We start from the raw sequence: 22,887 nt of genomic DNA on the forward strand, positions 1-22,887 counted from the left end.
GTCCGTCACGCCAGGCCGGCGCGCTCCAGGGCCTCGACGCCCGCCCGCAGGCTCGCGATCCGCTCGTCCAGGGTGAAGCCCGCCGGGGCGAGCGACAGGGTGGTCACGCCTGCGGCGGCGTAGGCCTGCATGCGGTCGGCGATGCGCTCCACGGAGCCGATGAGGGTGGTGGAGTCGATCAGGTCGCGCGGGACGGCAGCGGCGGCGCCCGCCTTGTCGCCCGAGAGGTACTTCTCCTGGATCTCGGCGGCGGCCTTCTCGTAGCCCATGCGCTGCGCGAGCTTGTTGTAGAAGTTCTGCTTGGCGCTGCCCATGCCGCCGACGTAGAGCGCGGTGTACGGGCGGAAGAGGTCGGCCAGCCCGTCGACGTCGTCGCCCACGGCCATGGGGACGGTCGGGACGACGTCGAAGCCTTCCAGCTCCTTGCCGGCCTTCGCGCGGCCGGCGCGCAGCGCGCCGAGCGTGGTCTCCTCGGCGTGCTCGGGGGCGAAGAAGACGAGGAGGGCGCCGTCGGCGATCTCGCCGGTCTGCTCCAGGTTCTTCGGGCCGATGGCGGCGATGTACAGCGGGATGCGCTCGCGGACGGGGTGGACGGTGAGCTTGATGGGCTTGCCCGGGCCGCCGGGGAGCGGCAGGGTCCAGTTCTCCCCCTCGTGGCTGAGGCGCTCGCGGGACATGGCCTTGCGGATGATCTCGACGTACTCGCGGGTGCGGGCGAGCGGCTTGTCGAACCGCACGCCGTACCAGCCCTCGGAGACCTGCGGGCCGGAGACGCCGAGGCCGAGGCGGAAGCGGCCGCCGGAGAGCGAGTCGAGGGTCGCGGCGGTCATCGCCGTCATGGTGGGCGTGCGGGCGGGGATCTGGAAGATGCCCGAGCCGATGTCGATGCGCTCGGTCTGCGCGGCGACCCAGGACAGGACGGTGGCCGCGTCGGAGCCGTAGGCCTCGGCGGCCCAGCAGACCGAGTAGCCGAGCCGGTCGGCCTCGCGGGCGACGGCGAGGTTGTCGGCGTCCATGCCGGCGCCCCAGTAACCGAGGTTGATCCCCAGCCTCATTCCACTCATGGCGGGCTCCCCTTACCGATCAGTAACGTCGTTGTTGCGGGGACTTTAGCGCGCGGACGCGGGGTACGTCACCGACCGGCCGCCGTCCCCCTCCGGAGTGGGTCCGCGGCGCGCGGTCCACGGGGTGCCGCGGGGCGTCGTCCACAGGCGGCCACGGCGCGGGCCGCGGCCAGTAACCTCAGCGCTCATGGAGCTAAGGCATCTCGGCCGCACGGGCCTGCGCGTATCCCGGATCGGGCTCGGCACGCTCACCTGGGGCCGGGACACCGACGAGAACGGCGCGGCGGAGCAGTTGAAGACCTTCTGGGAAGCCGGCGGCACCCTGGTCGACACCGCGGACGTGTACGCGGACGGCGCCGCCGAGTATCTGCTCGGCCAGCTGATGGAGGACCTCGTGCCGCGCCGCGACCTGGTCATCGCGACCAAGTCCGGCAGCGTCCCCGACCCCGACCGGCGCTTCGACGGCTCGCGCGGCTATCTGCTCTCCGCGCTCGACGCCTCCCTGGAGCGGCTCGGCACGGACCACGTGGATCTGTGGCAGATCCACGCCTTCGACCCCCACACGCCCGTCGAGGAGACCCTGCAGGCCGTCGACATCGCCGTCACCAGCGGCCGCGCCCGCTACGCCGGCGTGTCCAACTTCTGCGGCTGGCAGCTCGCCAAGGCCGCCACGTGGCAGCTCGCCGCCCCCGGCGTGCGCACGCGGCTCGCCGGCACGCAGATGGAGTACTCGCTGCTGCAGCGCGGCATCGAGCGGGAGGTGCTGCCGGCCGCGCTCGACCTCGGGATCGGGGTGCTGCCCTCGTCCCCGCTGGGCCGCGGCGTGCTCACCGGCAAGTACCGCCACGCGACCCCCGCCGACTCCCGGGGCGCCTCCGAGCACTTGGCGCCGTTCGTCGCCCCCTACCTCGACGAGACCGCCGGCCGCGTGGTCGACGCCGTCGCCACGGCCGCGGACGGCCTCGCCACGACGGCGCTGAAAGTCGCCCTCGCCTGGGTCCGCGACCGCCCCGGCGTCGTCGCCCCGATCGTCGGCGCGCGCACCGCACAGCAGCTGAGGGCCACGCTGTCAGTGGAGAGCCTTACGCTTCCCGACGAGATCTGCCGCGCGCTGGACGATGTCTCGGCGCCCGTGCACCGCTATCCCGATCAGGACTGGAGCACCCTGTGAGCACCGATCGCCGCGCCGGCGACCCCGCGGATCCGGCCGACGCCGTAAGCGGGGACACGACTGCCGACGGAGCCGCGAGGGTTACGGAGCCGGTCTCCCCTTCCACGAGCGAGCCCACGCCCTCGCACGGCAGCACCGAACCCCCGGGCGAGCCGCAGGGCTCGCCGGCGGACGGTGACACACAGGCCGAGCACCCCGGTACCGCTTCCGGGGCAGAGCCGGACGCCCCCGCATCCGGCGGCACGCCCACCCCCGACAACGAGCCCGGGACCACCCCGGGTGGCAGCGCCGAGCACCCGGGCGAGCCGCGAGCCGCGCAGAGGGAGCCGGGCTCGCCGGTGGCCCCCGCGGAGCCTGCCGGCGCGCCGGGGGCTCCCAAGAGCGCCGTCGCCGAAGCGCTCGCCGCGGCCGTGCGGGCCGTGGAGAGCGGAGAGCGCTCCGCGGCGTCGTTCTTCACGGAGGCTCCGCGCCCCGCCCGCAAGGCCGCGCCCGCACGCCCGCCCCGCCCGGCGACCCCCGCGGCCGCCCCCGCCGCGGCCCCCCGTATCGGCGCCGAAGGCCTCGCCGGCGTGCGCGAGGTGCTCGCCGCCGGCGGCGCCCCCGAGTCGCTGGCCGTCCCGGTCGCCGAGGCCCTGGGCGAGCAGGCCGCCGAGGCCCTGCGCGAGGATCCCTGGCAGCTGCTGGCCGTCCCGGGCGTGCGGCCCGAGCAGGCGGACGGGTTCGCCCGCGCCCTGCTGGGCCCGGAGGCGGGCCCCGGTGACGAGCGCCGGGCCCGGGCCCTGACCGGCCGGGTGCTGGAGCGCGCCGCGCTCGAGGGGCACACGGTCCTGGAGGCCCCGGCCCTGCGCGCGGCCCTGGCCCGCCACGCCGTGCCGGATCCGGACGAGGCCCTGCAGTCCGCCATCGCCGAGGGCACGGTCCTGGTGTTCCAGGAGGCCGTGGAGCCCGCGCAGGGCGCCCCCGCTCCCCAGGGCGAGGACGAGGAGGTCCCGGTCCGGCTGCTCCTGGGCCTGGACCGCTGCGCCATGGCCGAGGAGAGCCTCGCCGACGGCCTGGCCCGGCTGATCAGCACCTTCACGGCCGGCCCCGAGGAGTGGGAGCCCGCGGCAGCCGCCGCCCCCTCCTCGTCCGCCGCCGAGCTGATCCGCGCCGCCGCGTCCGCCGGCCTCGTCACGCACAGCGGCGGCGAGGCGGCCCGCGCCGAGCCGGCGGCCCTCGTGGCCGCGGCCCGCTCCCTGGGCCTGCGCGCATACGCCGCCGTGCACACCGAGGACGGCCGCCGTCGCCTGGCCGCAACGGGCGATCCGGAAGCGGTCACGGTGGTCACGGTGGCCGGTCTGCTGTCCGGCGCGGAGGGCCCCGGCCGGGACGAGGACGGCGCCCTCGCCCTCGACCTGCTGGCCGTCCTGGACGCCCCCCAGCTCGACGTCGAGACCGCCGCGATGCTCGTGGAGTCGCTCGCCGACGGCACCCGCCTGGCGCTGAGCGGCGACCCGGCCGTGCTGTGGTCCGCGGGCCCGGGCCGGGTGTTCGCGGACGTGGTGGCTGCCCGCGTCTGCCCCGCGGTCGTCTCGCGCACGCCGGACGAGGGCCCGGTCGGCGAGCTGGTGTCGGGCATCGGCATCGGCGAGCTGTCACAGCCGGCGGCTCCCGGCAAGGAGGTCGTGATCGTCCCGGTGCGCGATCCCGGCGAGGCGGTGCACCGGACGGTGCAGCTGGTGGCGGATTCCATCCCGCGTGCCATCGGCGTGCCCGCCGAGCACACCCAGGTGATCACCCCCGGCCACGGCGGCCCCGCCGGTACCCGCGCGCTCAACGCGGCGCTGAAGGAGCGGCTGAACCCCGGCCCCGGCCGGTTCGGCGGCTTCGACCCGGGTGACCGGGTGGCGTACGTCCCGGCGCCGGGCCGGATGCTCCCCGGCACGGTGACCGGAGCGGAGCCGGAGGGGCTCCGGCTGGACTGCGGGGGCTCCCCCGTCCTCGTCCCGCGGGAGCGCGTGGCCGAGGCCGTGCGCCACGGCTGGGCCGTCACCGCCCACCAGGCGGCCGGTACGCGCTGGCCGGCGGCCGTGGTCGTCCTCCCGGGCGATGCGGCCTCCACGCTGACGCGCTCGTGGATCTATACGGCGTTCGGCCGGGCCGAGCGGCACCTGTCCGTCGTGCACGGCGTGGACCAGGCACTGCCCCGCGCCGTCGCGGAGGTCCCGGCCAAGGAGCGGACGACCCGGCTGCGGGCGCTGCTGCAGGCCCAGGGCCGCCCGTCCGAGTGAGGTCGCCCTGTTCCGGGCCCGGGCATCCGCCGGGCCCGGAGCGGGTCAGGGCTTCGTGGACGAGGGCGGCGCACCGCCGCCGGCCCCGCTCCCCGGGGCCCCGTCCACGGCATCGTCGTCCATGACGTCGTCGTCGATGCCGTCATCGTCGATGCCGTCGTCGTCGCCATCATCGCCGTCGTCGCCGTCGTCATCACTGTCGTCGTCATCGCCGTCCAGGTCCTCGTCGAAGACCGCGCTGACGTCGAAGCGGCAGATCACCCGCTGCGGGTCGGCCTGCTCGAAGGGCGCCGACAGCCACTCCCCCGGCTCGGCGGGCTCGTCCGATGCGGTGACCCAGAGCGTGGAGTCGCCTTCCTCCAGGCCGAATTCCTTGTGCCGCGAGGCGATCTCGTCCGGCTCGTACTCACCGAAGATCACACCGAGCGCGGCGTGCACGCTGCCGCCCACGTTGCCCACGGCGGCCGCCCCCGCGGGCCCGGCCGGTGCGTCGGCGTCGGGATCGAGGTCGGCCACGCGCTGGGCCTGGGCGAGGAGCCGCTGCGGCTCGACCACCGCATAGTCCCTGCGGATCAGGAGGCTGAGTGCGCTCGGCTCCTCCGGGCCCGCGTAGGCGGGCAGGGTGTCGTCCCCGGGGATCTCGAAGGGGGTGACCTCGTCGTAGGAGTCGTAGAGCAGCTCGTCGTACGCCTCGGCTGTCGCGGCCAGCTCGTTGAACGCGGCGTAGACGGCCGGGTCGTCCTCCCCCGACCGGCGTTCGACGGCGTCGAGGTGGCGGTCCAGAGCGGCTTTGACCGCCTCGGCGGCGGCGCGTACCTCGGCAGCGGATGGCTGCGCAGCATCAGACATAGTGCAGACGCTATCCGCACCGGGCCCGTTCCCGCACAATAGATGCGATGCCGGAATACGAATTCTGTGATGTGTATGTGCCGCGGGGGGTCTCCCGGGGTGCCGCCACACGCCTGCTGACCGACCACGCCGAGTACGGACACTGGGAGTTGGACCGACTGCGCCTCTACCCCGACGGCAGCCGCAAGGTGCGGCTGCGCCGCAGGATCATCCGCCAGGTGCGCGCCACCTGGTGACACGCAGACGGAGCGGGTCCCGCGTCGCGGGACCCGCTCCGTGCTGTGCGAACCGCTACCGGATGATCCGGGTCAGTTCTGCCCGGCACGCGCGCGGCGGTAGATGACCGCGCCGCCGAGCAGCAGACCGGCGCTGGCGGCGCCGGCCATGCCCAGCTGGCCCGCGCCGGTGTGCGCGAGCTCGACGGCCTTGGCCGCCGGACCGGTGGGCGCGGCGGGGGCCGCCTTGTGCTCGGCCTTCACCTCGGGGGCGGGGGTGTGCGCGGCGTCCGTCCGCGCGGGCTTGTGCCCGGCGGGGGTGTGGTCGGCCGGCTTGTCCTTGCCCGGGGTGTGACCGCCCGGCTTGTGGTGGTCCGACGAGTGGTCCGTCGGCGGCTTGTGGCCGTGGTCCCCACCGGGCGGGTTGTGGTGCGGCGGCTTGTGGGTGCCGTCGTGCCCGCCGGGGTGACCGGGCTTGCCCGGGTGACCGGGATTGCCCGGGTGGCCCGGCCACTCGTGACCGTCGCCCCCGCCCACGTTGGCGCACTTGTTGCCCGTGGTGTGGTTGCCCACGCCGACGACGTTGACGCTGTTGCCGCAGGCGTTGACCGGCACCTCGACCGGCACCTGGATGGTGTTGCCCGAGGCCACACCGGGCGAGTCGGTGGAGGCACCGTGGGCGCCGTTACCGCCGTGCCCGTGGTTCCCGCCGCCGTTGCCCTTGCCGCCGTGCCCGCCACCCTGGTGGTGTCCGCCACCGTGGTGTCCGCCGTTGGCGCACGTGTTGCCCGAGGCCGGGTTGAGCGCCCCGATCACGTTCACCGTGTTGCCGCAGGCGTTCACCGGCACGTGGACCGGGACCTGGACGGTGTTGCCCGAGGCCACACCGGGCGAGTTCGCCGCGTGGCCTCCGGCCCCGGACGACGCCTGGGCGTAGCTGCCGGTCACGGCCGCGAGTACGCCACTCGCCGCCGCTGCAGTGATCAGGCCCTTCTTAGTGACCTGTCGCATGAGTCCTGCCTCTCTGCTTGCGCTATACGGATACACGCCAGCAATAGGGACAAAGTCCCCACATGCTCACGTGTCGAAAGCCCGGGCGGCTCCGGAGCGCACGCAAGTCACTCCGGAGCCGCCCATGTCAGACCCTTACGGGTTGAGGCACGACGTCAGCTGTTGACGCAGGTGTTGCCAAACGTGGGGTTGAGCAGCCCGACGATGTTGATCGAGTTGCCGCAGGCGTTCACGGGCACGTGGACCGGAGCCTGGATGACGTTGCCGGAGATCACGCCGGGCGAGTTCACGGCGGCCCCCTGGGCTCCGGAGTCCGCAGCGGCCAGGCCAGCACCCGCGAGCACGAGACCACCGGTAACGGCCGCGGAAGCGACGACCTTCTTGATCATGGATTCCTCCTTGTTGGCAATGCGGTCCCAGCCGCGGACCGCACACCTGTAACGACGAGGAGGTAATCGGGCTACGCAACCCTCAGATCATTCACTCGTTACGGTTAACTCGGCACAAATTTACGGAATTTAGGCCCGGTTTCAGCACTGATCGAGGAACCGGTCGAGAACGCGTGCGCCGAACTTCAGGCCTTCCAGGGGCACTCGTTCGTCGACGCCGTGGAACATCCCCGCGAAATCCAGCTCCGGCGGTAGCTGCAGCGGCGCGAAACCGAAGCACCGGATGCCCAGGTCGTCGAAGGACTTCGCGTCCGTGCCGCCCGAGAGCATGTACGGCACGGCGCGGGCGATCGGGTCCTCCGCCTTCAGGGCCGACTGCATGGCGTCGACGAGCTTGCCGTCGAAGCTCGTCTCCAGCGCCTTGTCCGCGTGCACGTCCTCGCGCCGGACCCGCGGGCCGAGGATGCGGTCGAGGTCGGCGAGGAACTCCTCCTCGTACCCCGGCAGGAACCTTCCGTCAACGTGTGCCGTGGCCTGTCCCGGGATGACGTTGACCTTGTATCCCGCGCCCAGCATGGTCGGGGCGGCGGTGTTGCGCAGCGTGGTGCCGATCATCTTGGCGATGCCGCCGAGCTTGGCGAGCGTCGTCTCCATGTCCTCGGGGTCGAGCGGCGTGCCGAGGGCGTCGGAGAGCTCGTCGAGGAAGGAGCGCACGGTCTTGGTCATCCGGACCGGGAACTCATGCCGCCCCAGCCGGCCGACCGCCTCGCACAGCTCCGTGATCGCGTTGTCCTTGTTGGTCATCGAGCCGTGGCCGGCGGTGCCGTCGACCGTGAGCCGCATCCAGTGCATGCCCTTCTGGGCCGTCTCGATCAGATAGAGCCGCAGGTTCTCGTTGACCGTGAAGGAGAAGCCGCCGACCTCGCCGATCGCCTCGGTCACGCCCTCGAAGAGCCCGGGGTGCTTGTCCACCAGGTGGCGCGCGCCGTAGACGCCGCCCGCCTCCTCGTCCGCGAGGAAGGCGAGCACCACGTCGCGCGGGGGCTTGCGGCCCGTGCGCATGCGGTCGCGGACGACCGCGAGGGTCATCGCGTCCATGTCCTTCATGTCCACCGCGCCACGGCCCCACAGGCACCCGTCCGCGATCTCGCCCGCGAAGGGGTGATGGGTCCAGTCGGCGGCGTTGGCCGGCACGACGTCGGTGTGGCCGTGGATGAGCAGCGCCGGCCGTGAGGGGTCCTCGCCCTCGATCCGCGCCACGGTCGAGGCGCGCCCCTTGTGGGACTCGAAGATCTGCGGTTCGAGCCCGACCTCGGCGAGCTTCTCCGCCACGTACTCGGCGGCGGCGCGCTCGCCCGGCCCGGAGTGGTCGCCGTAGTTGCTGGTGTCGATCCGGATCAGATCGCGGCAGAGGTCGACGACCTCGTCCTCGCCGCCCCCGCCGCCCTTGCCCGCCCCGGCCCCGGCCGGCTTCGACTCGCTCACGCTGCCTCCTCCTGGTTCGCTGCCGTGCGCCGCCCCGCTGAGGGCGGCCCACGGCGTGGGTCCTCCGCCATCCTCTCTCTCCGGCCGCCGCAGCCCAAGGCCGCAATGCTGCCGACATCCGCCCGCCACACCGGCCGGGAGCCGCTCGACCGGCCACGTGATCGAGCACCCCCAGATCTTTGGTATTGTTTTCCTCGTCGGAAGGGCAACGGCCCGGAAGGCGAAAAACACCTAGTCCGGGTGGCGGAATGGCAGACGCGCTAGCTTGAGGTGCTAGTGCCCTTTATCGGGCGTGGGGGTTCAAGTCCCCCCTCGGACACAGGCTAAGGCCCCAGTTGAACTGGGGCCTTTTTGCTTTCCCGGTTGCTTTCCCGGTCGCTTTCCGGCTGCTTGCCCCGGCCGGGGCCCCGGGCCGGCGCTCGTGGCCGGATGTCCCGCATGGCCCGTTCTCTCCCTCCCGCGCTCGCGGTCCGCCCTGCCACCGTGTGGGGTCGCACATCTCCACCACGCGGTGAGCGAAAGGAGCGAGTGACGGTGACTGCTGAACCGAACCAGGGCGGCGCCCCCATCCCGTCCCCCCGGGAACTCCACGTCTGCATGGGCCTGAACTCCTGCCAGGGGCTCGACGTCAGCGGCGAGGCCACGATGGCGGGCACGGGTACCTGCGCGACCGTGCAGCACGTGTGCCACGGCGAGGGCGAGTGCCGGGGACAGGGCGGGTGCGGCTACGCCGGGGGCGACTACGCGCAGTTCCACCCCGGCGAGCAGGAGTGCCGCTACAACGGCAGCTGCGCCAGCCCGATCAACAAGAGCCGTGTGTTCTCCGCGGGCCCGCTGAAGGGCAGGAGCGTCTGGAAGCAGGCCCGCAGGCTCTTCGAGGCCCGGATGTACGCGGCCGGCAAGGCGTTCGGCCCGTCTCCCGGCGAGGGGATCGACGACGACTGCCTGCCTCAGTACGACGACTACGGCCCCCATGATGTGCCCGGCGCGGGGGCGGGGGCGTGACCGAGGCGCGGCGGGCGGTGACGGCCCCCGCCCCGCCCGGTGCCCGGACGGGCCCCTCCGGGCGCCCCGGCTTCGGCCTCGGGCTGCGCAGCCCCCACCTCCCCTACATCCGCGCGCACCGGCCGCCGGTCGGATTCTTCGAGATCATCTCGGAGAACTTCCTGTACTCGCAGGGCGCCCGGCGCCGATCGCTGGACGAGATCGCGGACGCGTATCCCCTCGTGCTGCACGGCGTGTCCCTGTCCATCGGCAGCACGGACCCGCTCGACCACGACTATCTGCACCGGCTCAAGCGCCTCGCCGACGACGTGGGCGCGCTGTGGGTGTCCGACCACGTCTGCTGGACCGGCGTCCTGGGCCTCAACACCCACGACCTGCTGCCGCTGCCCTTCACCGAGGAGTCGCTGGCCCACGTCGTCCGGCGCGTCCGCATCGTGCAGGACGTCCTGGAGCGCCCGCTCGTGCTGGAGAACCCCAGCAGCTACGTGGGCTTCCGCGCCTCCACCCTCACCGAGTGGGAGTTTCTGGCGCGCATGGCCGACGAGGCGGACTGCGGACTGCTGCTCGACGTCAACAACGTCCACGTCTCCGCGTTCAACCACGACTTCGACCCGGTGGAGTACCTGCGCGCCCTGCCGCACGAGCGCGTGGTCCAGATGCACCTGGCCGGGCACACCCACTACGGCAGCCACATCATCGACACCCACGACGCCCCCGTGGCCGAGCCGGTGTGGGAGCTGTACCGGCTGGCCGTGGAGCTGACGGGCGGCGGCGTTCCGACGCTCCTGGAGCGGGACGACAAGCTGCCGGCCTTCCCCGAGCTGCTGGCCGAGCTCGACACGGCGCGGGCGGTGGCCGGTGGCGGATGAGCCGGAGGACGGCCTGGCGGCGGTGCAGCGGCTGATGCAGGCCGCGATCCTGGACCCGTACGGAACGGGCCCGCGCCCTCCCGAGGAGGTGTTCACCGGCTCCTCCGGGCTCACCGCGCGCGAACGGCTGGGCGTCTACCGGAACGGCTACCGGCTGCGGCTGCTGGGCACCATGCGCGATCTGCACCCGGGGGCGGTCAAGCTGCTCGGCCAGGAGATCTTCGACCAGTTCGCACTGGACTACCTGGACGCCCGGCCGCCGCGTTCCCCCACCCTGACCCGTCTCGACGCGGGCTTCGCCGGCCACCTGCGGCGCACCCGCCCGGACACCGCTCCCGGCACGTCCCGTGAGGCGTGGATCGACCTGCTCATCGACGTGGTGCGGTACGAGCGGGCGTTCACCGAGGTCCTGGACGGGCCGGGTCCGGAGGAAACCTGCGAACCCGCCAACGGCAGGCACACCGGCAGACACACCGCCTGCGAACCCGGCCCGGCCCCCGGGCTGACGCTGCTGCGCACCTGCGCCCCCGTACACCTCTATGTGGCAGCGGTACGCAGGGGCGAGGACCCCGCGCCCCCGGAGCCGCGGGCGGCCTTCCTGGCACTGGCGCGTCGCGACTACAGGGTGATGGCCCACGAGCTCGCCCCGGCCGCCCACCGGGTTCTCGACGCGCTGGTGCGCGGGGTCCCCCGGCGGGAGGCGCTGGACGGAACGCCGCCCGGTACGGCGCGCGCGTGGCTGGCGGACTGGACGGCCCGGCACCTGCTCGTGACCTGCCCGAACCACCTTCCCCGAACGGAGTAGCCATGAACAGCACGCCGTCGCTCGCGGTCACGAAGCCCCGGAGCGGGAGGATCGAGACGCTGGACGAACTGAGTGCGCACTTGTGTGCGGCCGCGTACGTGGAACTCTCCACCGTGCCGATGTACCTGTACGCGGCGTACTCGATGAAGACGCGCGGCTATTCGCAGTGGGCCCTGGGGAAGTCGGCCCAGAGCGATCTGATCGGCGTGGTCATCGAAGAGATGCAGCACATGGCCCTCGCCCGGAACGTGCTGGTCGCGATCGGCCGCGGCGACGACTTCCGGGTCTACGCGGAGAAGTCCGTGCCCACGTATCCGGCGCCGATGGCTCACCGGATTCCCGAGCTGATGCTGAGTCTGCGGCGCTTGTCCAGCGCGCAGGTCCAGACGTTCATGGACGTCGAGCTCCCGGAGTCGGAGCAGAAGCCGGCCGAGGCGGTCCATGTCGTCGATTACCACTCACTCGGGGAGTTCTACAAGTACATCGAGGACGGCATCACCTACCTGAGCACGCCGGCGGCAGGGAAGGAACAGATCAAATGGGCGGACCTCGCCGCGAACAACCTGTGGCAGCTCCAGTACCACCGCGGGTACTGGAACCAGAACGGGGGCGCGCAGCAACCGTTGCTGGTCACCGACGAGAAGACCGCGCTCGCCGCGCTGAAGGTCATCGTCGAGCAGGGTGAGGGCGCACCGCACGACAGGGGCCACATCGACCCGATCTACCCTCCCCCTCTGATCGGGGAGCACCGCAGGACGGAGGATTCCCACTACACCAAGTTCGTCCGCATCCGGCACGGAGTGGACGGCGTCGGTGTCGTCAAGGACGACAACGGCCAGGAGAAATACACCATCGACAGCCCCGAGGTCATTTGGCCGGTCATCGACAACCCGACGATCGAGCAGGTCAACGACGTCCCGGTGCGGAGGTTGATGGTCCTGTCCAACGCGGCCTACTGCTACGTGCTGGCGCTGCTCGACAAGATCTACCTGACGCGCACGACCGTGGACGGGACCCAGTCGTTCCGGCCGGACGAACGGTACGGCTACGAGCGGGGCTTCATCGCCGCCATGCAGGGCGTGCTGTACCCGATCGCCGACCTCCTGATGCGCACGCCGTTCAAGGACGGCGACCTCAAGGACAAGAGCGTGGGGACCGTGAACGCCGGGCCGCCCTTCCAGCACCACGCGTTCACGGTCCGGACGGCGTCGATGAAGACCGGTCAGAAGAAGGGAAAGGCCTCCATCCGGCAGTTCTGGAAGCCGCAGGAGGACCTGGCCGCCCTCTGTCGTGAGGTGACCGCGTTCTATCCGGAGCTCGGCGGCGACGACGGCGTCGAGCGGCAGATCCGTCTGCTGCCCGACTTCGAGCTGGAGGTACCGCCCGCCGAGGGCTGAGCCGGCCGAGGGCTGAGCCGGCCGCGCTTCAGGCGCCGCGCAGCGGTATCCCCCGCAGCCGGACGGACAGGCACGTCACGCATCCCTCCAGCTTCTCGAACTCGCCGATGTCCACCGGGACCGGCGTGTACCCGAGGTCCGCGAGCAGGTCCGCGGTCCTCGGGGCGCCGGCCGAGAGGAGGAGGCGGTCGCCTCCCAGGAGGACGACGTGGGCTCCCGGCTCCTCGGGGACGGGAAGGAAGCGGGGGAAGAGGGACCGCGTGCCGACCAGGGGCTCGTAGCCGATGACCGTGCCGTCGGGGAGGGCGGTGACCGCCGACTTCAGGTGCAGGACCTTGCTGACGGGCACGGGTACGACGCGTGCCCCCAGCGGTTCCAGGACGGCCCGCAGTTGGCGCACGCCCTCCGCGTTGGTGCGGCCGCCCCGGCCTACGTAGACGGTGTCGCCGGTCTTGAGGACGTCGCCGCCGTCGAGGGTGCCGGGTTCGCGGATGCGGTTGAGGGAGAGGCCGAGTTCCGCGGCGACCTGTTCCGCGGCCGCCGCCTCGGCGCGGCGCGAGGGGGCTCCGGAGCGTGCCACGACGGCGACGTTGCGGAAGACGACCATGGCGTCCTCGACGAAGACGGCGTCCGGGCAGTCGTCGGCGGGCGGGACCTCGACGGTCCGCCAGCCGTGGTCGCGCAGGGTCGCCGTGTAGCCGTGCCACTGCCGCAGGGCGAGGGCGGGGTCCACGGGCGTGCGCGCGAGGTGGGTCACCAGGCCTTCGGCGAGGCGGGGGCCGGGGCGGCGTACGAGAGCGGTGATGCCGGGCACGTGGGCTTCCTCTCCATGACGGCCGGACCGCAGGGGCCCGTGCGTATCATCTGGCTGATGATCACCAACCATTCCCGCCGCCCGAAGCCGGCAACCGCCTCCGCCCCCTGCCGCGTCACCGTCTGCCGCGGCTGCTGCTGCGGCGATCCGCGGAAGGTGCCGGGGGTCGACCACGCCGGGCAGATCCCGCGGCTGCGGAAGGCGCTGGGCGATGCCGCCCAGGTGCGGGCCTCCGAGTGCCTGGACGTCTGCGACCAGGCGAACGTGGTGGTCGTGCAGCCGTCGGCGGCGGGGCGGGCGGCCGGCGGGCGGCCCGTGTGGCTCGGGCTCGTCAACGACGACGACGTGCTCGCGGACGTGGCGGACTGGATACGGGCGGGCGGGCCGGGGCTGGCGGAGCCGCCCGGGGTGCTGGACCTGTACGCGTTCACGGTGTCGCGGCGGGTGGGGCAGGGCGTGGAGGAGTAGGCCCGCGGGCCGCTCCTCCTTACGCTCCTCCGGCCGCCCCGCCTCCGTCCTCCCCGCCCTCCGGCCGCTCCGCCCTCCGTTCAGTCCCCGCGCGGTCCTGCCGCCGAGGCCGCCTTCTCCAGCTGGAACGCCTCGTTGCCGAGCCCGATGCCGGCGTGCACCCCGGGGCGCAGGTACTTGAGGACGATGCCGTAGCCGATGCCGGCGAGGACGGCCGCGCCGATGGTGCCGGGCAGGATCCAGCGCAGGGGCGATCCGGGGTCGGCGCCGAGCAGGACGTCGAAGTCCTTGACCGCGTACACGGCGATGACGACGAGGGCGGCCCCGGCGACGCCGGAGGCGATCAGGCGCGGCGCCTGCGTGCGCGCGGCACCGCGCCGGACGAAGAAGGCGATGACGGCGGCGGACGCGGCGGCCATCAGCACGATGATGCCGAGGGCGCCGACGTTGCCGCTCCAGGTGAACAGGCGCAGGACGGGTGCGGTGGGATCGTCGTGCGGGCGGCCGTCGGTCACGGCGAAGAGGAGGACGGCGATCAGCGAGACGCCGCTCTGCAGCAGGGAGCCGTAGGCCGGGGCGCCGCTCGCGCGGGAGGTGCGGCCGACGGCGGCGGGCAGCAGGCCCTCGCGGCCCATGGCGAAAGCGTAGCGGGCGACGACGTTGTGGAAGCTGAGCATCGCGGCGAACATGCCGGTCACGTAGAAGACGTGCATGACGTCGGTGAAGGTGCTGCCGAGCCGCTCCTCGGTGAGGGCGAAGAGCAGGTTCGGGCCCTTCTCCTGGGCGAGGCCGACGATGGCGTCCGGGCCGGCGGCGACGCTGAGGGCCCAGGAGCTCAGGGCGAAGAAGAGCGCGACGAAGCCGACGGCGAGGAAGGTGACGCGGGCGACGACGACGTTCGGGCGGCTGGTCTCCTCGGCGTAGACGGCGGCCTGTTCGAAGCCGACGAAGGCCGCGATGGTGAAGCACAGGGCGGTGCCGAGGCCGCCCCCGCCGAGGGTGGTGGGGTCGAAGGCGTGGAGGGAGACGCCCTGCGGGCCCGGGTCGGCGAGGCCGGCGAAGTCGAAGGCCACGACCATCACGCATTCGATGAGCAGCAGGATCCCGAGGACCTTGGCGCTGAGGTCTATCTTCAGCCAGCCGAGGACGCCGACGACGAGGACGGCGGCGAGGGCGGGGACCCACCAGGCGACGGCGAGGCCGAGGTGTCTGTCGAGCAGGCCGGAGAGCTCGTAGCCGAAGATGCCGTATATCCCGAACTGCATGGGGCTGTAGGCGACGAGGGCGACGACAGAGGCGGCGGCGCCGGCCGTGCCGCCGAGGCCGCGGGCGATGTAGGCGTAGAAGGCGCCGGCGTTGTGGACGTGGCGGCTCATTTCGGCGTAGCCGAAGCTGAAGAGGGTCAGCACCACGCCGAGGATGACGAAGAGCAGGGGCTGGCCGACGATGGCCATCGTCCCGTAGGTGGTGGGCATGACGCCCGCCGTCACCATCAGGGGCGCGCTGGCGGCGACGACCGACAGGAGCAGACCGGCGAGGCCTATCCGGTCGGCGCGCAGGCGTCTGTCCTGCCCCTTGAACGTGCTGATCTCGCTCGTCGTGCCCGTCGTCATGGCGGGGTGGTCCTTCCCATGGGTGAGCAGGGGGTGATCGTAGGGGATGCGTGCGCGCGGCGGGGGCGGCGTCAGGCCGAGCCGAGGGCGGCGCGGCGCGCGGCCCGGAAGGCCTTTGCGGGGTCCCGGTCGGGGTAGGACCAGGGGGCACGGGTGGCGTGCGGCCCGATGCGCGTGAGCAGGGCCGCCGCCTCGGCGAGCCTGCCTTCGTGGAGCTTGGCGTGGGCGAGGTAGTTCAGGTCGGCCTTGCGCCGGGGGTGGGCGCTGCCGGCGGTGTTGTCGTCGACGTCCCATTCGAGCCACCAGTCGAAGGCGGCCTTCATCACCTGGCGGGCGCGCCGGCTGGTCCAGTGGCCGGAGCGGGCGGGGTCGCCGGGCTCGACGCCGGCGCGTGCGAGGACGCGGTAGCGCTCGGCGTGGGCGACGACGGGCAGCACGGCCAAGGGCGAGTCCGCGGGCGCCTGTTCGGCGGCCCAGGCGGCGAAGTCGTAGACCTCGTGCAGGGGGTCGTCGCGGTCGCCCTTCTGGTGCTCGGCCAGGCACGCGGCCATGAGGTGGTGGGCGTGGTGGTGGTCGCGGTGACGGGCGCGGACCTGGTCGAAGGCGCGGACGCGCTCGTCGTCGGTGCCGGTGCGGCGGGCGAGGATGAGGACGGCGAGCCAGGGGGACGGGTCGGCGGGGGCCATCCTGGCGGCCACCAGGCAGGCGGCGCGCGCCGCCTCGGGGCTGTCCTTGCCGCTCACGGCGCGGAAGACGGTGGCGCAGGCGAGGAGGGCGGCGGCGTCCGGGCTGTCGGGCTCGGCGAGCTGCCACTCGCGGGCCCAGGCGACGCTGGAGGGGCCTTCGGCGAGGACGACGAGGCGGTGGCCGCGGCGGTCCCAGTCGTCGCCGGTCTCGGCGAGCAGATTACGGGCCTCCGTCCAGCGGCCGCGCGCCAGGGCGTCACGGACGGTGGCCAGTTCGGCGTCGTCGAGGGCGGGGTCGAAGGTCACTCCGTCCTTGTTCCGGGAGCGGGCAGCCCGGGCCGCTTTCCCAAGGGGGGGCGGGGGCGTCATCTGCGGGCTTCCTCCACGGCGTACGTCCCCTCCGGGCGCCGGGTCGGGGCGTCCGCATTCATCCATGTCAGTCACGCACAGCAAAGCGGTAGTCACGGCTCCGAGTCAAGACCCGATCTTGGAGCTGACGCTTCATCAACTCACATACCGTCAGTTCTGGTTACCGCTGTTCACTCCCCCGCCTCCCGCGGGCCGCTTCAGACCGCTGCAGCTCCTGCGCTTGCTTGCGTGTTCTATAGGCACACCCTGTCGAGGAACAACCGTTCGAGCGATCCGGGGGTACTCCCGGGCGGTGTCGACCGTTGGAGGGGATGGCCGCCCGAAAGAGGGGTACTCGGCCGTCGCACCGCCCACAAGGCGGCTATCGTTTTTCTGTCAAGTCTCCGACGACCGAGTGGTCTTGAGGTGCGCGACGTGTTGGTCTTCGCCTTCGCCGTGAGCGCGGCCTGCTGCCTGGGCATCGGCTTCGTCCTCCAGCAGAACGCCGCGCAGCGGGCCCCGATGACCGACTTCCTCTCCCTGCGGCTGCTGCTCGACCTGGTCCGGATGCCGCGCTGGCGGGCCGGGATCGGGATGATGGTGTGCGGCATGGTGCTCGGCGCGATCGCCCTGAACCAGGGCGAGGTGTCGCTGGTCGAACCCCTGCTCGCGACGAACCTGCTGTTCGCCATGGCCCTCTCCCGCCGGCAGACCCGCCAGCCCCTGGGCCGTACGGGCTGGGGCGGGCTGTGGCTGCTGGCCGGCGGCGTCGCGGCGTTCATCCTCGCGGGCCGGCCGCACGGCGGCGCCACCGTCACCGATCCGCTGCGGCACTGGCTGATCATCGGGGTGATGCTGGGCGGCGCGCTCGCGATGGCGGCGGTCTCCAAGCGCGTGCGGATGAGCGTCGAGGCGCCGCTCCTGGGAGTGGCCGCCGGACTGCTCTACGGCGTCCAGGACGCCCTTACGCGCGTCAGCGGCGAACGGCTCTCCGAGGACGGCTGGACCGCGTTCGTCCTGAGCTGGCAGCCGTACGGGGTGCTCGTCCTCGGCGTGACGGCGCTGGTGTTCGTCCAGAGCGCCTTCGAGACGGCGCCGCTGCGGCTGTCCCTGCCCGCCCTGACCGCCGCCCAGCCGCTGGCGGGGATCGCCTGCGGCGTGGGCTTCCTCGGTGACCGCCTGCACACCTCGCCCGGCGCGCTGGCCTGGGAGGCCGCCGGGCTGGTCGCCATCGTGATCGGCATCGTGCTCATCGGGCGGCACCCGGCCATGCCGTCGGGCAGCTCGGAATTCGACCGCGTGCGCGACCTCCAGCCGCACTGACGCTGGTTTCATGGGGGCATGAGCGATCAGACACCGCTGCCCGCGGACGAGCTGCTGGACATCGTCGACGAGCAGGACCGGGTGGTGGGGCAGGCCGCGCGCGGCGAGTCGTACGCGCTGAGGCTGCGCCACCGCTGCGTGTTCGTCCTCGCCCGGGACGCGGAGGGGCGGATCTTCGTCCACCGGCGCACGTCCGGGAAGCTGATCTTCCCCTCGCGCTACGACATGTTCGTGGGCGGGGTCGTCGGGGCGGGCGAGACGTACGACGAGGCGGCGCTGCGGGAGGCCGAGGAGGAACTGGGCGTCCGGGGCCTGCCGGCCCCGGCCCCGCTGTTCCGGTTCCTGTACGAGGGGCCGGGGGGCTCGTGGTGGTCGGCGGTGTACGAGGTCCGCTGCGACTTGCCGGTGCGTCCTCAGGTGGCGGAGGTCGCCTGGCACGCGTTCCTCTCCGAGGAGGAACTGGAAGAGCGCCTCGGGGAGTGGGAATGGGTCCCGGACGGCTTGGAGGCGTACCGGCGCTTGCGTGGGCGTAGGCGCTGACGCGGGTCGCTTGACGGTGGGGGCGGCCGTACCGGCCCTGGCCGGGAACGACGCGGCCGGGCCCGGCGCCCGGCCGCCACTGCTAGGACGGCACTGCCGGGCTCCGCCGCGGGGGTTTCCCGCCGCTGCGGCGGAGGAAGATCACCCGCCCGCCGGGCGAGACGCCCAAGCCCGCGCCTCCGGCAGACACGGCACCGCCGGGACCCGCCGTGGGGGTTTCTCGCCGCTGCGGCGGGGGGATTGTGCCCGGCAATGGTGGCCGACCCGCGCTGCGGCCGGAGTGGGCGGCGCGGGCTGGGTCCGGTGCCGGAGACGTGTGTCGGGGCTAGTCCATTGTTACGACGATCTTGCCTCGGGTGTGGCCCTCGGCGTTGAGGCGCTGGGCTTCTGCTGTGCGGGCCAGGGGGAAGACCTTCGCCACCTCCACCGTGAGCGCGCCGCTCTCGGCCAGGTCCGTCAGAGCCGTGAGGTCGGAGGCGTCGGGGCGGACGAAGACGTAGCGGCCGCCGAGGCCGAGGACGGCCGGGTCGGCGATGGAGGCGAGCCGGCCGCCGTGGGCGAGCAGCGCGGGCGAGGCCGTGAGCGCCTCGCCGCCGGCGAGGTCGAGCACGGCGTCGACGCCCTGCGGCGCGAGCGCCCGGACCCGCTCGGCGAGCCCTTCGCCGTAGGCGACGGGCTCCGCGCCGAGCGAGCGCAGGTAGTCGTGGTTGCGCTCACTGGCGGTGCCGATGACGCGCGCGCCGAAGTGCCGCGCGATCTGGACGGCCATGCCCCCGACGCCGCCGGACGCCGCGTGGATCAGCACGGTCTCGCCCTCCCACACCCGGAGCGCCTTGACCAGCGCCTGGTAGGCGGTGAGCCCGGCCAGCGGCAGGCCGGCGGCCTGCTCGAAGGTGAGGTTCTTGGGCTTGCGGGCGAGGGTCCGCACGGGTGCGGCGACGTATTCGGCGAAGGTGCCGCGGGAGAGGAAGTCCTCGCGGACGTAGCCGATGACCTCGTCGCCCTCGGCGAATTCGGGGGCGTCGGCACCCGGCCGGACCACGACGCCGGCCATGTCCCAGCCGGGGATGACGGGGAAGACCGCGTCGAGGGCGGGCTCGAGGTAGCCGGCCTGGGCCTTCCAGTCGACGGGGTTGACCGCCGCGGCCTTGACCTTGACCAGGACGGAGTCGGGTCCGACCTTGGGGGTGGGCTGCTCCCCGTACTCGAGGACCTCGGGTCCTCCGTAGCTGCGATAGCTGATGGCCTTCATGGTGGTGCTCCTAGCAGGGTCAGGCGGAGGCGGGTGCGGTTTCAGCGTCCGCCGCGGGGGCGGCCCCCGCCACTTCGGTACGCCGGGCGCGGATCGTGCGCAGGCCGAGCCCGGCGACGAGCGCGACCAGCAGGAACGCCGTGCCGGCGATGACGAACGTGAGGGTGAACTGGCTCTCGGCGGGCAGCTTGGGCGCACCCGGCGGCAGGTGTTCGAGGCTCTTGGAGGCCAGCACCGTGGTGATCATGGCGCTGCCGATGGCGCTGCCGGTCGAGCGGGAGATGGAGTTGATGCCGTTGGCGATGCCCGTCTGGTGGTGCGGGACGCTCGCGACGATCACGGCGGGCATGGCGGCGTAGCCGAAGCTGATGGCGGCGCCGACGAACATCCCGGCGGCCACGACGGAGAGCGTGTGCTCGTGGTCGAGGGCGATCCACACGAAGCCGGCGGTGCCGATGAGGGAGGCGAGCAGCAGGACCAGGCGGGGGCCCTTGTGGCGGACGAGCTGGCCGCCGATGGGCGCGGCGAGCAGCGAGACGATGGTGCTGGGCAGCAGGTACGCGACGGAGGCGCGCAGCACGCCGGCCGAGAAGCCGTATCCGGCGATCTCCTCCGGCATCTGGACGAGGTAGGAGACGCCGATGAAGAGGGCGAAGGAGCCGAAGCCGACGAGGAGGCCCGCGATGTTGGCGAAGAGCACGGGGCGGTGGGCGAACATCTTCATGTCGACCAGCGGCTCGCGCACCTTGCGCTCGACGAGCGTCCACACCGCGGCCGTCACGACGGCGCCCGCGAAGCAGCCGATCGTCCGTCCGGAGGACCAGCCCCACTCGTGCCCCTGGGTGATGGGCAGCAGGAGCAGGACGAGCGTGGCGGCCAGGGTGAGCGCGCCGAGGACGTCGGTGCGGCCGCCGGTGGTCTCCCGGGTGGCGGGGACGAGGGTGGCGACGGCGATCAGGGCGAGCGCGGCGAGGCCGGTGGCCAGCCAGAAGGCGCTGCGGTAGTCGGGGTCGTCACCGGAGGTGAGCAGGCCGGTGGCGACGAGCGCGAGGCCGCTGCCGAAGGCGAGGGTGCCGCTGACCATGGCCATGGCGCCGGGCAGCTTGGCCGGGCGCACCTCCTCGCGCAGCACGGACAGCGCCAGCGGGAAGATCGCGGTGGCGGCGCCCTGGAGCACCCGGCCGACGATGAGCCAGAGCAGGGAGTGCGTCACGGCGGCGAGGACGGAGCCGGCGACCATGACGACCAGCACGGCGACCAGGGTCTTCTTCTTGCCGTGCTGGTCGCCGAAGCGGCCGAGCAGCGGGGTGAAGACGGCGGCGGAGAGCAGGGTCGCGGTGGTGACCCAGCTGACGTTCGCGGACGTGGTGTGCAGGTCGTTCTGGATGAGGCCGAGGATCGGCACGACCAGGGTCTGCATCATCGAGACGACCATGGCGGCGAGGCTCAGGGCGAAGACGATGACCGTCTCGTTGCGCTGCGTGCCCCGCTCGGCGGGCGCTGGGGAGGACATGGGGTGGGGGTGTTCCTTCGAGTGGCCGAGCATTGCTTCGGGGCATTGCTTCAGGGCGTTGCTTCAGGACATTGATGCTTGAGGCAATCAAGCAACTCGCCCACCGTAGGCCGAGATATTTAAGGTAGTCAAGTTAATGATTTAAGTCATGAAGCTCTTGAGTACACTCGAACCATGACCGGCACCGTCTCCCCGCCCCCGACCAAGGCCCAGCTCCTGGAGCTCGTGGCCGCGCTCGGCACCGCCCAGTGGCAGGACTTCGCCGCCGCCGCTGCCCGGCAGGGCCTCACCTCCGTCCAGGCCAAGCTCCTCGCCCAGCTCAAGGGGCCCGTCCCGATGCGCGGCCTCGCCACCCTGCTGGTGTGCGACGCCTCCAACGTCACCGGCATCGTGGACCGCCTGGAGGCCCGCGGCCTGGTGCGCCGCGAGCCGGACCCGGGCGACCGGCGGGTGAAGAACGTCGTCGCCACCGACGAGGGTCGCGAGATCATCCGCCGGGTGCGCGCCGAGATGCAGGCCACCCACAGCGCGCTCGACACCCTCGACGAGGAGGAGCGCACCACGCTGTACGGGCTGCTGGAGCGGCTGCGCCCGGGCCTGGACCACCGCGGCTGACGGGCCGGGGCACCCGGCCGACGGACCCCCGGCATCGCAGCCGACGGCCCCGGGCACCCCGGCCGACACCCACCGCGACCCCTCTCCTCCCGCCCGTATTCTGACGGGCAGTCCGATCCGCGCACCCCGCGCGGAGGCAAGGGGAGGTCATCCATGTCCAGCACGAGCCCGGTCGCGCCCGCCGGCGCGGAGCCGACCGAGCCCTACACCGTCGGCCTCGCCCCCGGGGTCACGGCGTTCGTCCAGCCCGACGGCGGCTGGTGCCTGAACAACGCGGGCATCGTGACCGGCGGCGGCCGGACGGCGCTGATCGACACCGCCGCGACCGAGCGCCGCGCGCGGCTGCTGCGCGACGCCGTCACCGACGCCGGCGCTCCCCTGCCCTCCACGATCGTCAACACCCACCACCACGGCGACCACACCTACGGCAACTGCGTCTTCCCGGAGGCGACGGTCGTCGGCCACCGCGAGTGCCGCCGGGAGACCCTCGCCGCGGGCCTGCAGCTGCACGGCATCTGGCCCTGGGTCGAGTACGGCGACGTCCGCATCACACCCGCCGAGGTCACCTACGCGGACAGCCTCTCGCTGCACGTGGGCGACACCGAGGTCGAGCTGATCCACCCGGGCCCGGCGCACACCACCGGCGACACCGTCGCCTGGCTGCCGCAGCACCGCATCGTCTTCACCGGAGACCTCGTCTTCAACGGCGGCACGCCCTTCCTCCTCATGGGCTCCCTGGAGGGCTCGCTGCGCTCCCTGGAGGTGCTGCGCGGTCTCGGCGCCGAGACCGTCGTACCCGGGCACGGGCCGGTCACCGACGCCGGCGTCTACGACGTCATCGAGCGCTACCTCCACTGGCTGCAGGAGCTGGCCCGCACCGAGCACGCCGCCGGCCGCACTCCGCTGGAGGCCGCCCGCCGCGCCGACCTCGGCGAGTTCGCGGAGCTGCGCGAGAGCGAGCGCCTCGTGGCCAACCTGCACCGCGCCTACGCCGAACTGGAGGGCGAGCGCCCACTGGCCGCACCGCTCGACATGCCGGCCGTCATCGCCGACATGACGACGATGAACGGCGGGCGTCCGATGTCCTGCCACGCGTAGGCGCTCGCGCCCGGCGCACCCTGGACGCCATACCGACTGGTCGGCATGATGATCCGGGACCGCCCGGCGGCGGGTCCGACGACGCGT

At 72.8% G+C, this 22,887-nt stretch carries 22 protein-coding genes and 1 tRNA gene; 13 read left to right on the forward strand and 10 right to left on the reverse strand.

Annotation, left to right across the window (positions count from 1 at the left end; all coding sequences use genetic code 11):
• Nucleotides 1-5: 5 nt before the first annotated feature.
• Nucleotides 6-1,055, reverse strand: coding sequence for an LLM class F420-dependent oxidoreductase (locus FGW37_RS06740; RefSeq protein WP_179084547.1), 1,050 nt, complete (start codon nt 1,053-1,055; stop codon nt 6-8).
• Between the two features lie 196 nt (nt 1,056-1,251).
• Here FGW37_RS06740 and FGW37_RS06745 point away from each other — a divergent pair, with 196 nt between their 5' ends.
• Both FGW37_RS06745 and FGW37_RS06750 read left to right on the forward strand, forming a co-directional pair.
• Nucleotides 1,252-2,235 (forward strand): aldo/keto reductase, encoded by a 984-nt coding sequence (locus FGW37_RS06745; protein ID WP_179080220.1) that lies wholly within the window; start codon nt 1,252-1,254, stop codon nt 2,233-2,235.
• Nucleotides 2,232-4,505: a helix-hairpin-helix domain-containing protein gene (locus tag FGW37_RS06750; protein WP_179080221.1), complete on the forward strand. Its 2,274-nt coding sequence runs from the start codon at nt 2,232-2,234 to the stop codon at nt 4,503-4,505. Before FGW37_RS06745 ends, FGW37_RS06750 begins: the two co-directional genes overlap by 4 nt.
• A gap of 45 nt (nt 4,506-4,550) precedes the next feature.
• Here the strand turns inward: FGW37_RS06750 and FGW37_RS06755 are convergent, their stop codons facing one another.
• On the reverse strand, nt 4,551-5,354 hold the full coding sequence (locus FGW37_RS06755; protein ID WP_179080222.1) for a hypothetical protein: 804 nt from the start codon (nt 5,352-5,354) through the stop codon (nt 4,551-4,553).
• A 47-nt stretch (nt 5,355-5,401) separates the two neighbouring features.
• On the opposite strand from FGW37_RS06755, the gene FGW37_RS06760 reads away from it, so the two are divergent.
• Nucleotides 5,402-5,590: a DUF5703 family protein gene (locus FGW37_RS06760; RefSeq protein ID WP_058045136.1), complete on the forward strand. Its 189-nt coding sequence runs from the start codon at nt 5,402-5,404 to the stop codon at nt 5,588-5,590.
• Nucleotides 5,591-5,662: 72 nt separating this feature from the next.
• On the opposite strand, the gene FGW37_RS06765 is transcribed toward FGW37_RS06760, so the two are convergent.
• The 3 genes from FGW37_RS06765 to FGW37_RS06775 all read right to left on the reverse strand — a co-directional run bounded on the left by FGW37_RS06765 (nt 5,663) and on the right by FGW37_RS06775 (nt 8,454).
• A complete protein-coding gene (locus FGW37_RS06765; RefSeq protein ID WP_179080223.1) occupies nt 5,663-6,580 on the reverse strand; it encodes a chaplin in 918 nt (305 codons plus the stop codon).
• A gap of 155 nt (nt 6,581-6,735) precedes the next feature.
• Nucleotides 6,736-6,969, reverse strand: a complete 234-nt coding sequence (locus FGW37_RS06770) for a chaplin (RefSeq protein ID WP_179080224.1) — start codon at nt 6,967-6,969, stop codon at nt 6,736-6,738.
• A gap of 141 nt (nt 6,970-7,110) precedes the next feature.
• The gene (locus FGW37_RS06775) at nt 7,111-8,454 is read right to left on the reverse strand and encodes a M20/M25/M40 family metallo-hydrolase (RefSeq protein WP_179080225.1); all 1,344 of its coding nucleotides are present in this window, start codon (nt 8,452-8,454) and stop codon (nt 7,111-7,113) included.
• A 234-nt stretch (nt 8,455-8,688) separates the two neighbouring features.
• Between FGW37_RS06775 and FGW37_RS06780 the strand changes: the two genes are divergently transcribed.
• From FGW37_RS06780 to FGW37_RS06800, 5 genes are all read left to right on the forward strand, one after another.
• Nucleotides 8,689-8,773, forward strand: a tRNA-Leu gene (locus FGW37_RS06780).
• A 215-nt stretch (nt 8,774-8,988) separates the two neighbouring features.
• Nucleotides 8,989-9,459, forward strand: a complete 471-nt coding sequence (locus FGW37_RS06785) for a hypothetical protein (RefSeq protein ID WP_179080226.1) — start codon at nt 8,989-8,991, stop codon at nt 9,457-9,459.
• Complete coding sequence (gene bufB / locus FGW37_RS06790; protein WP_218650573.1) at nt 9,456-10,328, forward strand: MNIO family bufferin maturase; 873 nt, start codon at nt 9,456-9,458, stop codon at nt 10,326-10,328. The genes FGW37_RS06785 and bufB overlap by 4 nt, the downstream gene beginning before the upstream one ends.
• A complete protein-coding gene (locus FGW37_RS06795) occupies nt 10,318-11,133 on the forward strand; it encodes an HvfC/BufC N-terminal domain-containing protein (RefSeq protein ID WP_179080227.1) in 816 nt (271 codons plus the stop codon). The genes bufB and FGW37_RS06795 overlap by 11 nt, the downstream gene beginning before the upstream one ends.
• 2 nt (nt 11,134-11,135) lie before the next feature.
• The gene (locus tag FGW37_RS06800) at nt 11,136-12,530 is read left to right on the forward strand and encodes a ferritin-like domain-containing protein (protein ID WP_179080228.1); all 1,395 of its coding nucleotides are present in this window, start codon (nt 11,136-11,138) and stop codon (nt 12,528-12,530) included.
• A gap of 28 nt (nt 12,531-12,558) precedes the next feature.
• Here FGW37_RS06800 and ddaH read toward each other — a convergent pair whose 3' ends face one another.
• Entirely contained in the window at nt 12,559-13,344 is a 786-nt protein-coding gene (gene ddaH / locus FGW37_RS06805; protein WP_179080229.1) for a dimethylargininase, read from the reverse strand.
• A 57-nt stretch (nt 13,345-13,401) separates the two neighbouring features.
• Between ddaH and FGW37_RS06810 the strand changes: the two genes are divergently transcribed.
• Complete coding sequence (locus FGW37_RS06810) at nt 13,402-13,812, forward strand: (2Fe-2S) ferredoxin domain-containing protein (protein ID WP_179080230.1); 411 nt, start codon at nt 13,402-13,404, stop codon at nt 13,810-13,812.
• Nucleotides 13,813-13,892: 80 nt separating this feature from the next.
• Here FGW37_RS06810 and FGW37_RS06815 read toward each other — a convergent pair whose 3' ends face one another.
• Together FGW37_RS06815 and FGW37_RS06820 are read right to left on the reverse strand one after the other, a co-directional pair.
• Nucleotides 13,893-15,425: an APC family permease gene (locus tag FGW37_RS06815; RefSeq protein WP_179080231.1), complete on the reverse strand. Its 1,533-nt coding sequence runs from the start codon at nt 15,423-15,425 to the stop codon at nt 13,893-13,895.
• Nucleotides 15,426-15,496: 71 nt separating this feature from the next.
• On the reverse strand, nt 15,497-16,480 hold the full coding sequence (locus FGW37_RS06820; RefSeq protein ID WP_179080232.1) for a hypothetical protein: 984 nt from the start codon (nt 16,478-16,480) through the stop codon (nt 15,497-15,499).
• Between the two features lie 414 nt (nt 16,481-16,894).
• Between FGW37_RS06820 and FGW37_RS06825 the strand changes: the two genes are divergently transcribed.
• Together FGW37_RS06825 and FGW37_RS06830 are read left to right on the forward strand one after the other, a co-directional pair.
• Nucleotides 16,895-17,782 (forward strand): DMT family transporter, encoded by an 888-nt coding sequence (locus FGW37_RS06825; RefSeq protein ID WP_246430297.1) that lies wholly within the window; start codon nt 16,895-16,897, stop codon nt 17,780-17,782.
• Nucleotides 17,783-17,800: 18 nt separating this feature from the next.
• Complete coding sequence (locus FGW37_RS06830; protein ID WP_179080233.1) at nt 17,801-18,322, forward strand: NUDIX domain-containing protein; 522 nt, start codon at nt 17,801-17,803, stop codon at nt 18,320-18,322.
• A gap of 325 nt (nt 18,323-18,647) precedes the next feature.
• On the opposite strand, the gene FGW37_RS06835 is transcribed toward FGW37_RS06830, so the two are convergent.
• Together FGW37_RS06835 and FGW37_RS06840 are read right to left on the reverse strand one after the other, a co-directional pair.
• Nucleotides 18,648-19,574, reverse strand: a complete 927-nt coding sequence (locus tag FGW37_RS06835) for an NADP-dependent oxidoreductase (protein WP_179080234.1) — start codon at nt 19,572-19,574, stop codon at nt 18,648-18,650.
• A gap of 19 nt (nt 19,575-19,593) precedes the next feature.
• Nucleotides 19,594-21,087 carry an MFS transporter gene (locus FGW37_RS06840; RefSeq protein WP_179080235.1) on the reverse strand — a complete coding sequence of 498 codons (1,494 nt, stop codon included), beginning with the start codon at nt 21,085-21,087 and terminating at the stop codon, nt 19,594-19,596.
• A gap of 174 nt (nt 21,088-21,261) precedes the next feature.
• Between FGW37_RS06840 and FGW37_RS06845 the strand changes: the two genes are divergently transcribed.
• Together FGW37_RS06845 and FGW37_RS06850 are read left to right on the forward strand one after the other, a co-directional pair.
• Complete coding sequence (locus FGW37_RS06845) at nt 21,262-21,702, forward strand: MarR family winged helix-turn-helix transcriptional regulator (protein ID WP_179080236.1); 441 nt, start codon at nt 21,262-21,264, stop codon at nt 21,700-21,702.
• Between the two features lie 153 nt (nt 21,703-21,855).
• Nucleotides 21,856-22,800 (forward strand): MBL fold metallo-hydrolase, encoded by a 945-nt coding sequence (locus tag FGW37_RS06850; RefSeq protein WP_179080237.1) that lies wholly within the window; start codon nt 21,856-21,858, stop codon nt 22,798-22,800.
• Nucleotides 22,801-22,887: the final 87 nt, after the last annotated feature.

The organism is Streptomyces rectiverticillatus (assembly GCF_013394065.1).
In the GTDB taxonomy this organism is placed as follows: domain Bacteria; phylum Actinomycetota; class Actinomycetes; order Streptomycetales; family Streptomycetaceae; genus Streptomyces; species Streptomyces rectiverticillatus.

What these genes read in the sequence shown, in the direction of transcription:
- FGW37_RS06740 (WP_179084547.1), bottom strand. Translation starts at nt 1,055, where the DNA reads ATGAGGCTGGGGATCAACCTCGGTTACTGGGGCGCCGGCATGGACGCC.
- FGW37_RS06745 (WP_179080220.1), top strand. Translation starts at nt 1,252, where the DNA reads ATGGAGCTAAGGCATCTCGGCCGCACGGGCCTGCGCGTATCCCGGATC.
- FGW37_RS06755 (WP_179080222.1), bottom strand. Translation starts at nt 5,354, where the DNA reads ATGTCTGATGCTGCGCAGCCATCCGCTGCCGAGGTACGCGCCGCCGCC.
- FGW37_RS06760 (WP_058045136.1), top strand. Translation starts at nt 5,402, where the DNA reads ATGCCGGAATACGAATTCTGTGATGTGTATGTGCCGCGGGGGGTCTCC.
- FGW37_RS06765 (WP_179080223.1), bottom strand. Translation starts at nt 6,580, where the DNA reads ATGCGACAGGTCACTAAGAAGGGCCTGATCACTGCAGCGGCGGCGAGT.
- FGW37_RS06770 (WP_179080224.1), bottom strand. Translation starts at nt 6,969, where the DNA reads ATGATCAAGAAGGTCGTCGCTTCCGCGGCCGTTACCGGTGGTCTCGTG.
- FGW37_RS06800 (WP_179080228.1), top strand. Translation starts at nt 11,136, where the DNA reads ATGAACAGCACGCCGTCGCTCGCGGTCACGAAGCCCCGGAGCGGGAGG.
- FGW37_RS06810 (WP_179080230.1), top strand. Translation starts at nt 13,402, where the DNA reads ATGATCACCAACCATTCCCGCCGCCCGAAGCCGGCAACCGCCTCCGCC.
- FGW37_RS06815 (WP_179080231.1), bottom strand. Translation starts at nt 15,425, where the DNA reads ATGACGACGGGCACGACGAGCGAGATCAGCACGTTCAAGGGGCAGGAC.
- FGW37_RS06820 (WP_179080232.1), bottom strand. Translation starts at nt 16,480, where the DNA reads ATGACGCCCCCGCCCCCCCTTGGGAAAGCGGCCCGGGCTGCCCGCTCC.
- FGW37_RS06830 (WP_179080233.1), top strand. Translation starts at nt 17,801, where the DNA reads ATGAGCGATCAGACACCGCTGCCCGCGGACGAGCTGCTGGACATCGTC.
- FGW37_RS06835 (WP_179080234.1), bottom strand. Translation starts at nt 19,574, where the DNA reads ATGAAGGCCATCAGCTATCGCAGCTACGGAGGACCCGAGGTCCTCGAG.
- FGW37_RS06840 (WP_179080235.1), bottom strand. Translation starts at nt 21,087, where the DNA reads ATGTCCTCCCCAGCGCCCGCCGAGCGGGGCACGCAGCGCAACGAGACG.
- FGW37_RS06845 (WP_179080236.1), top strand. Translation starts at nt 21,262, where the DNA reads ATGACCGGCACCGTCTCCCCGCCCCCGACCAAGGCCCAGCTCCTGGAG.
- FGW37_RS06850 (WP_179080237.1), top strand. Translation starts at nt 21,856, where the DNA reads ATGTCCAGCACGAGCCCGGTCGCGCCCGCCGGCGCGGAGCCGACCGAG.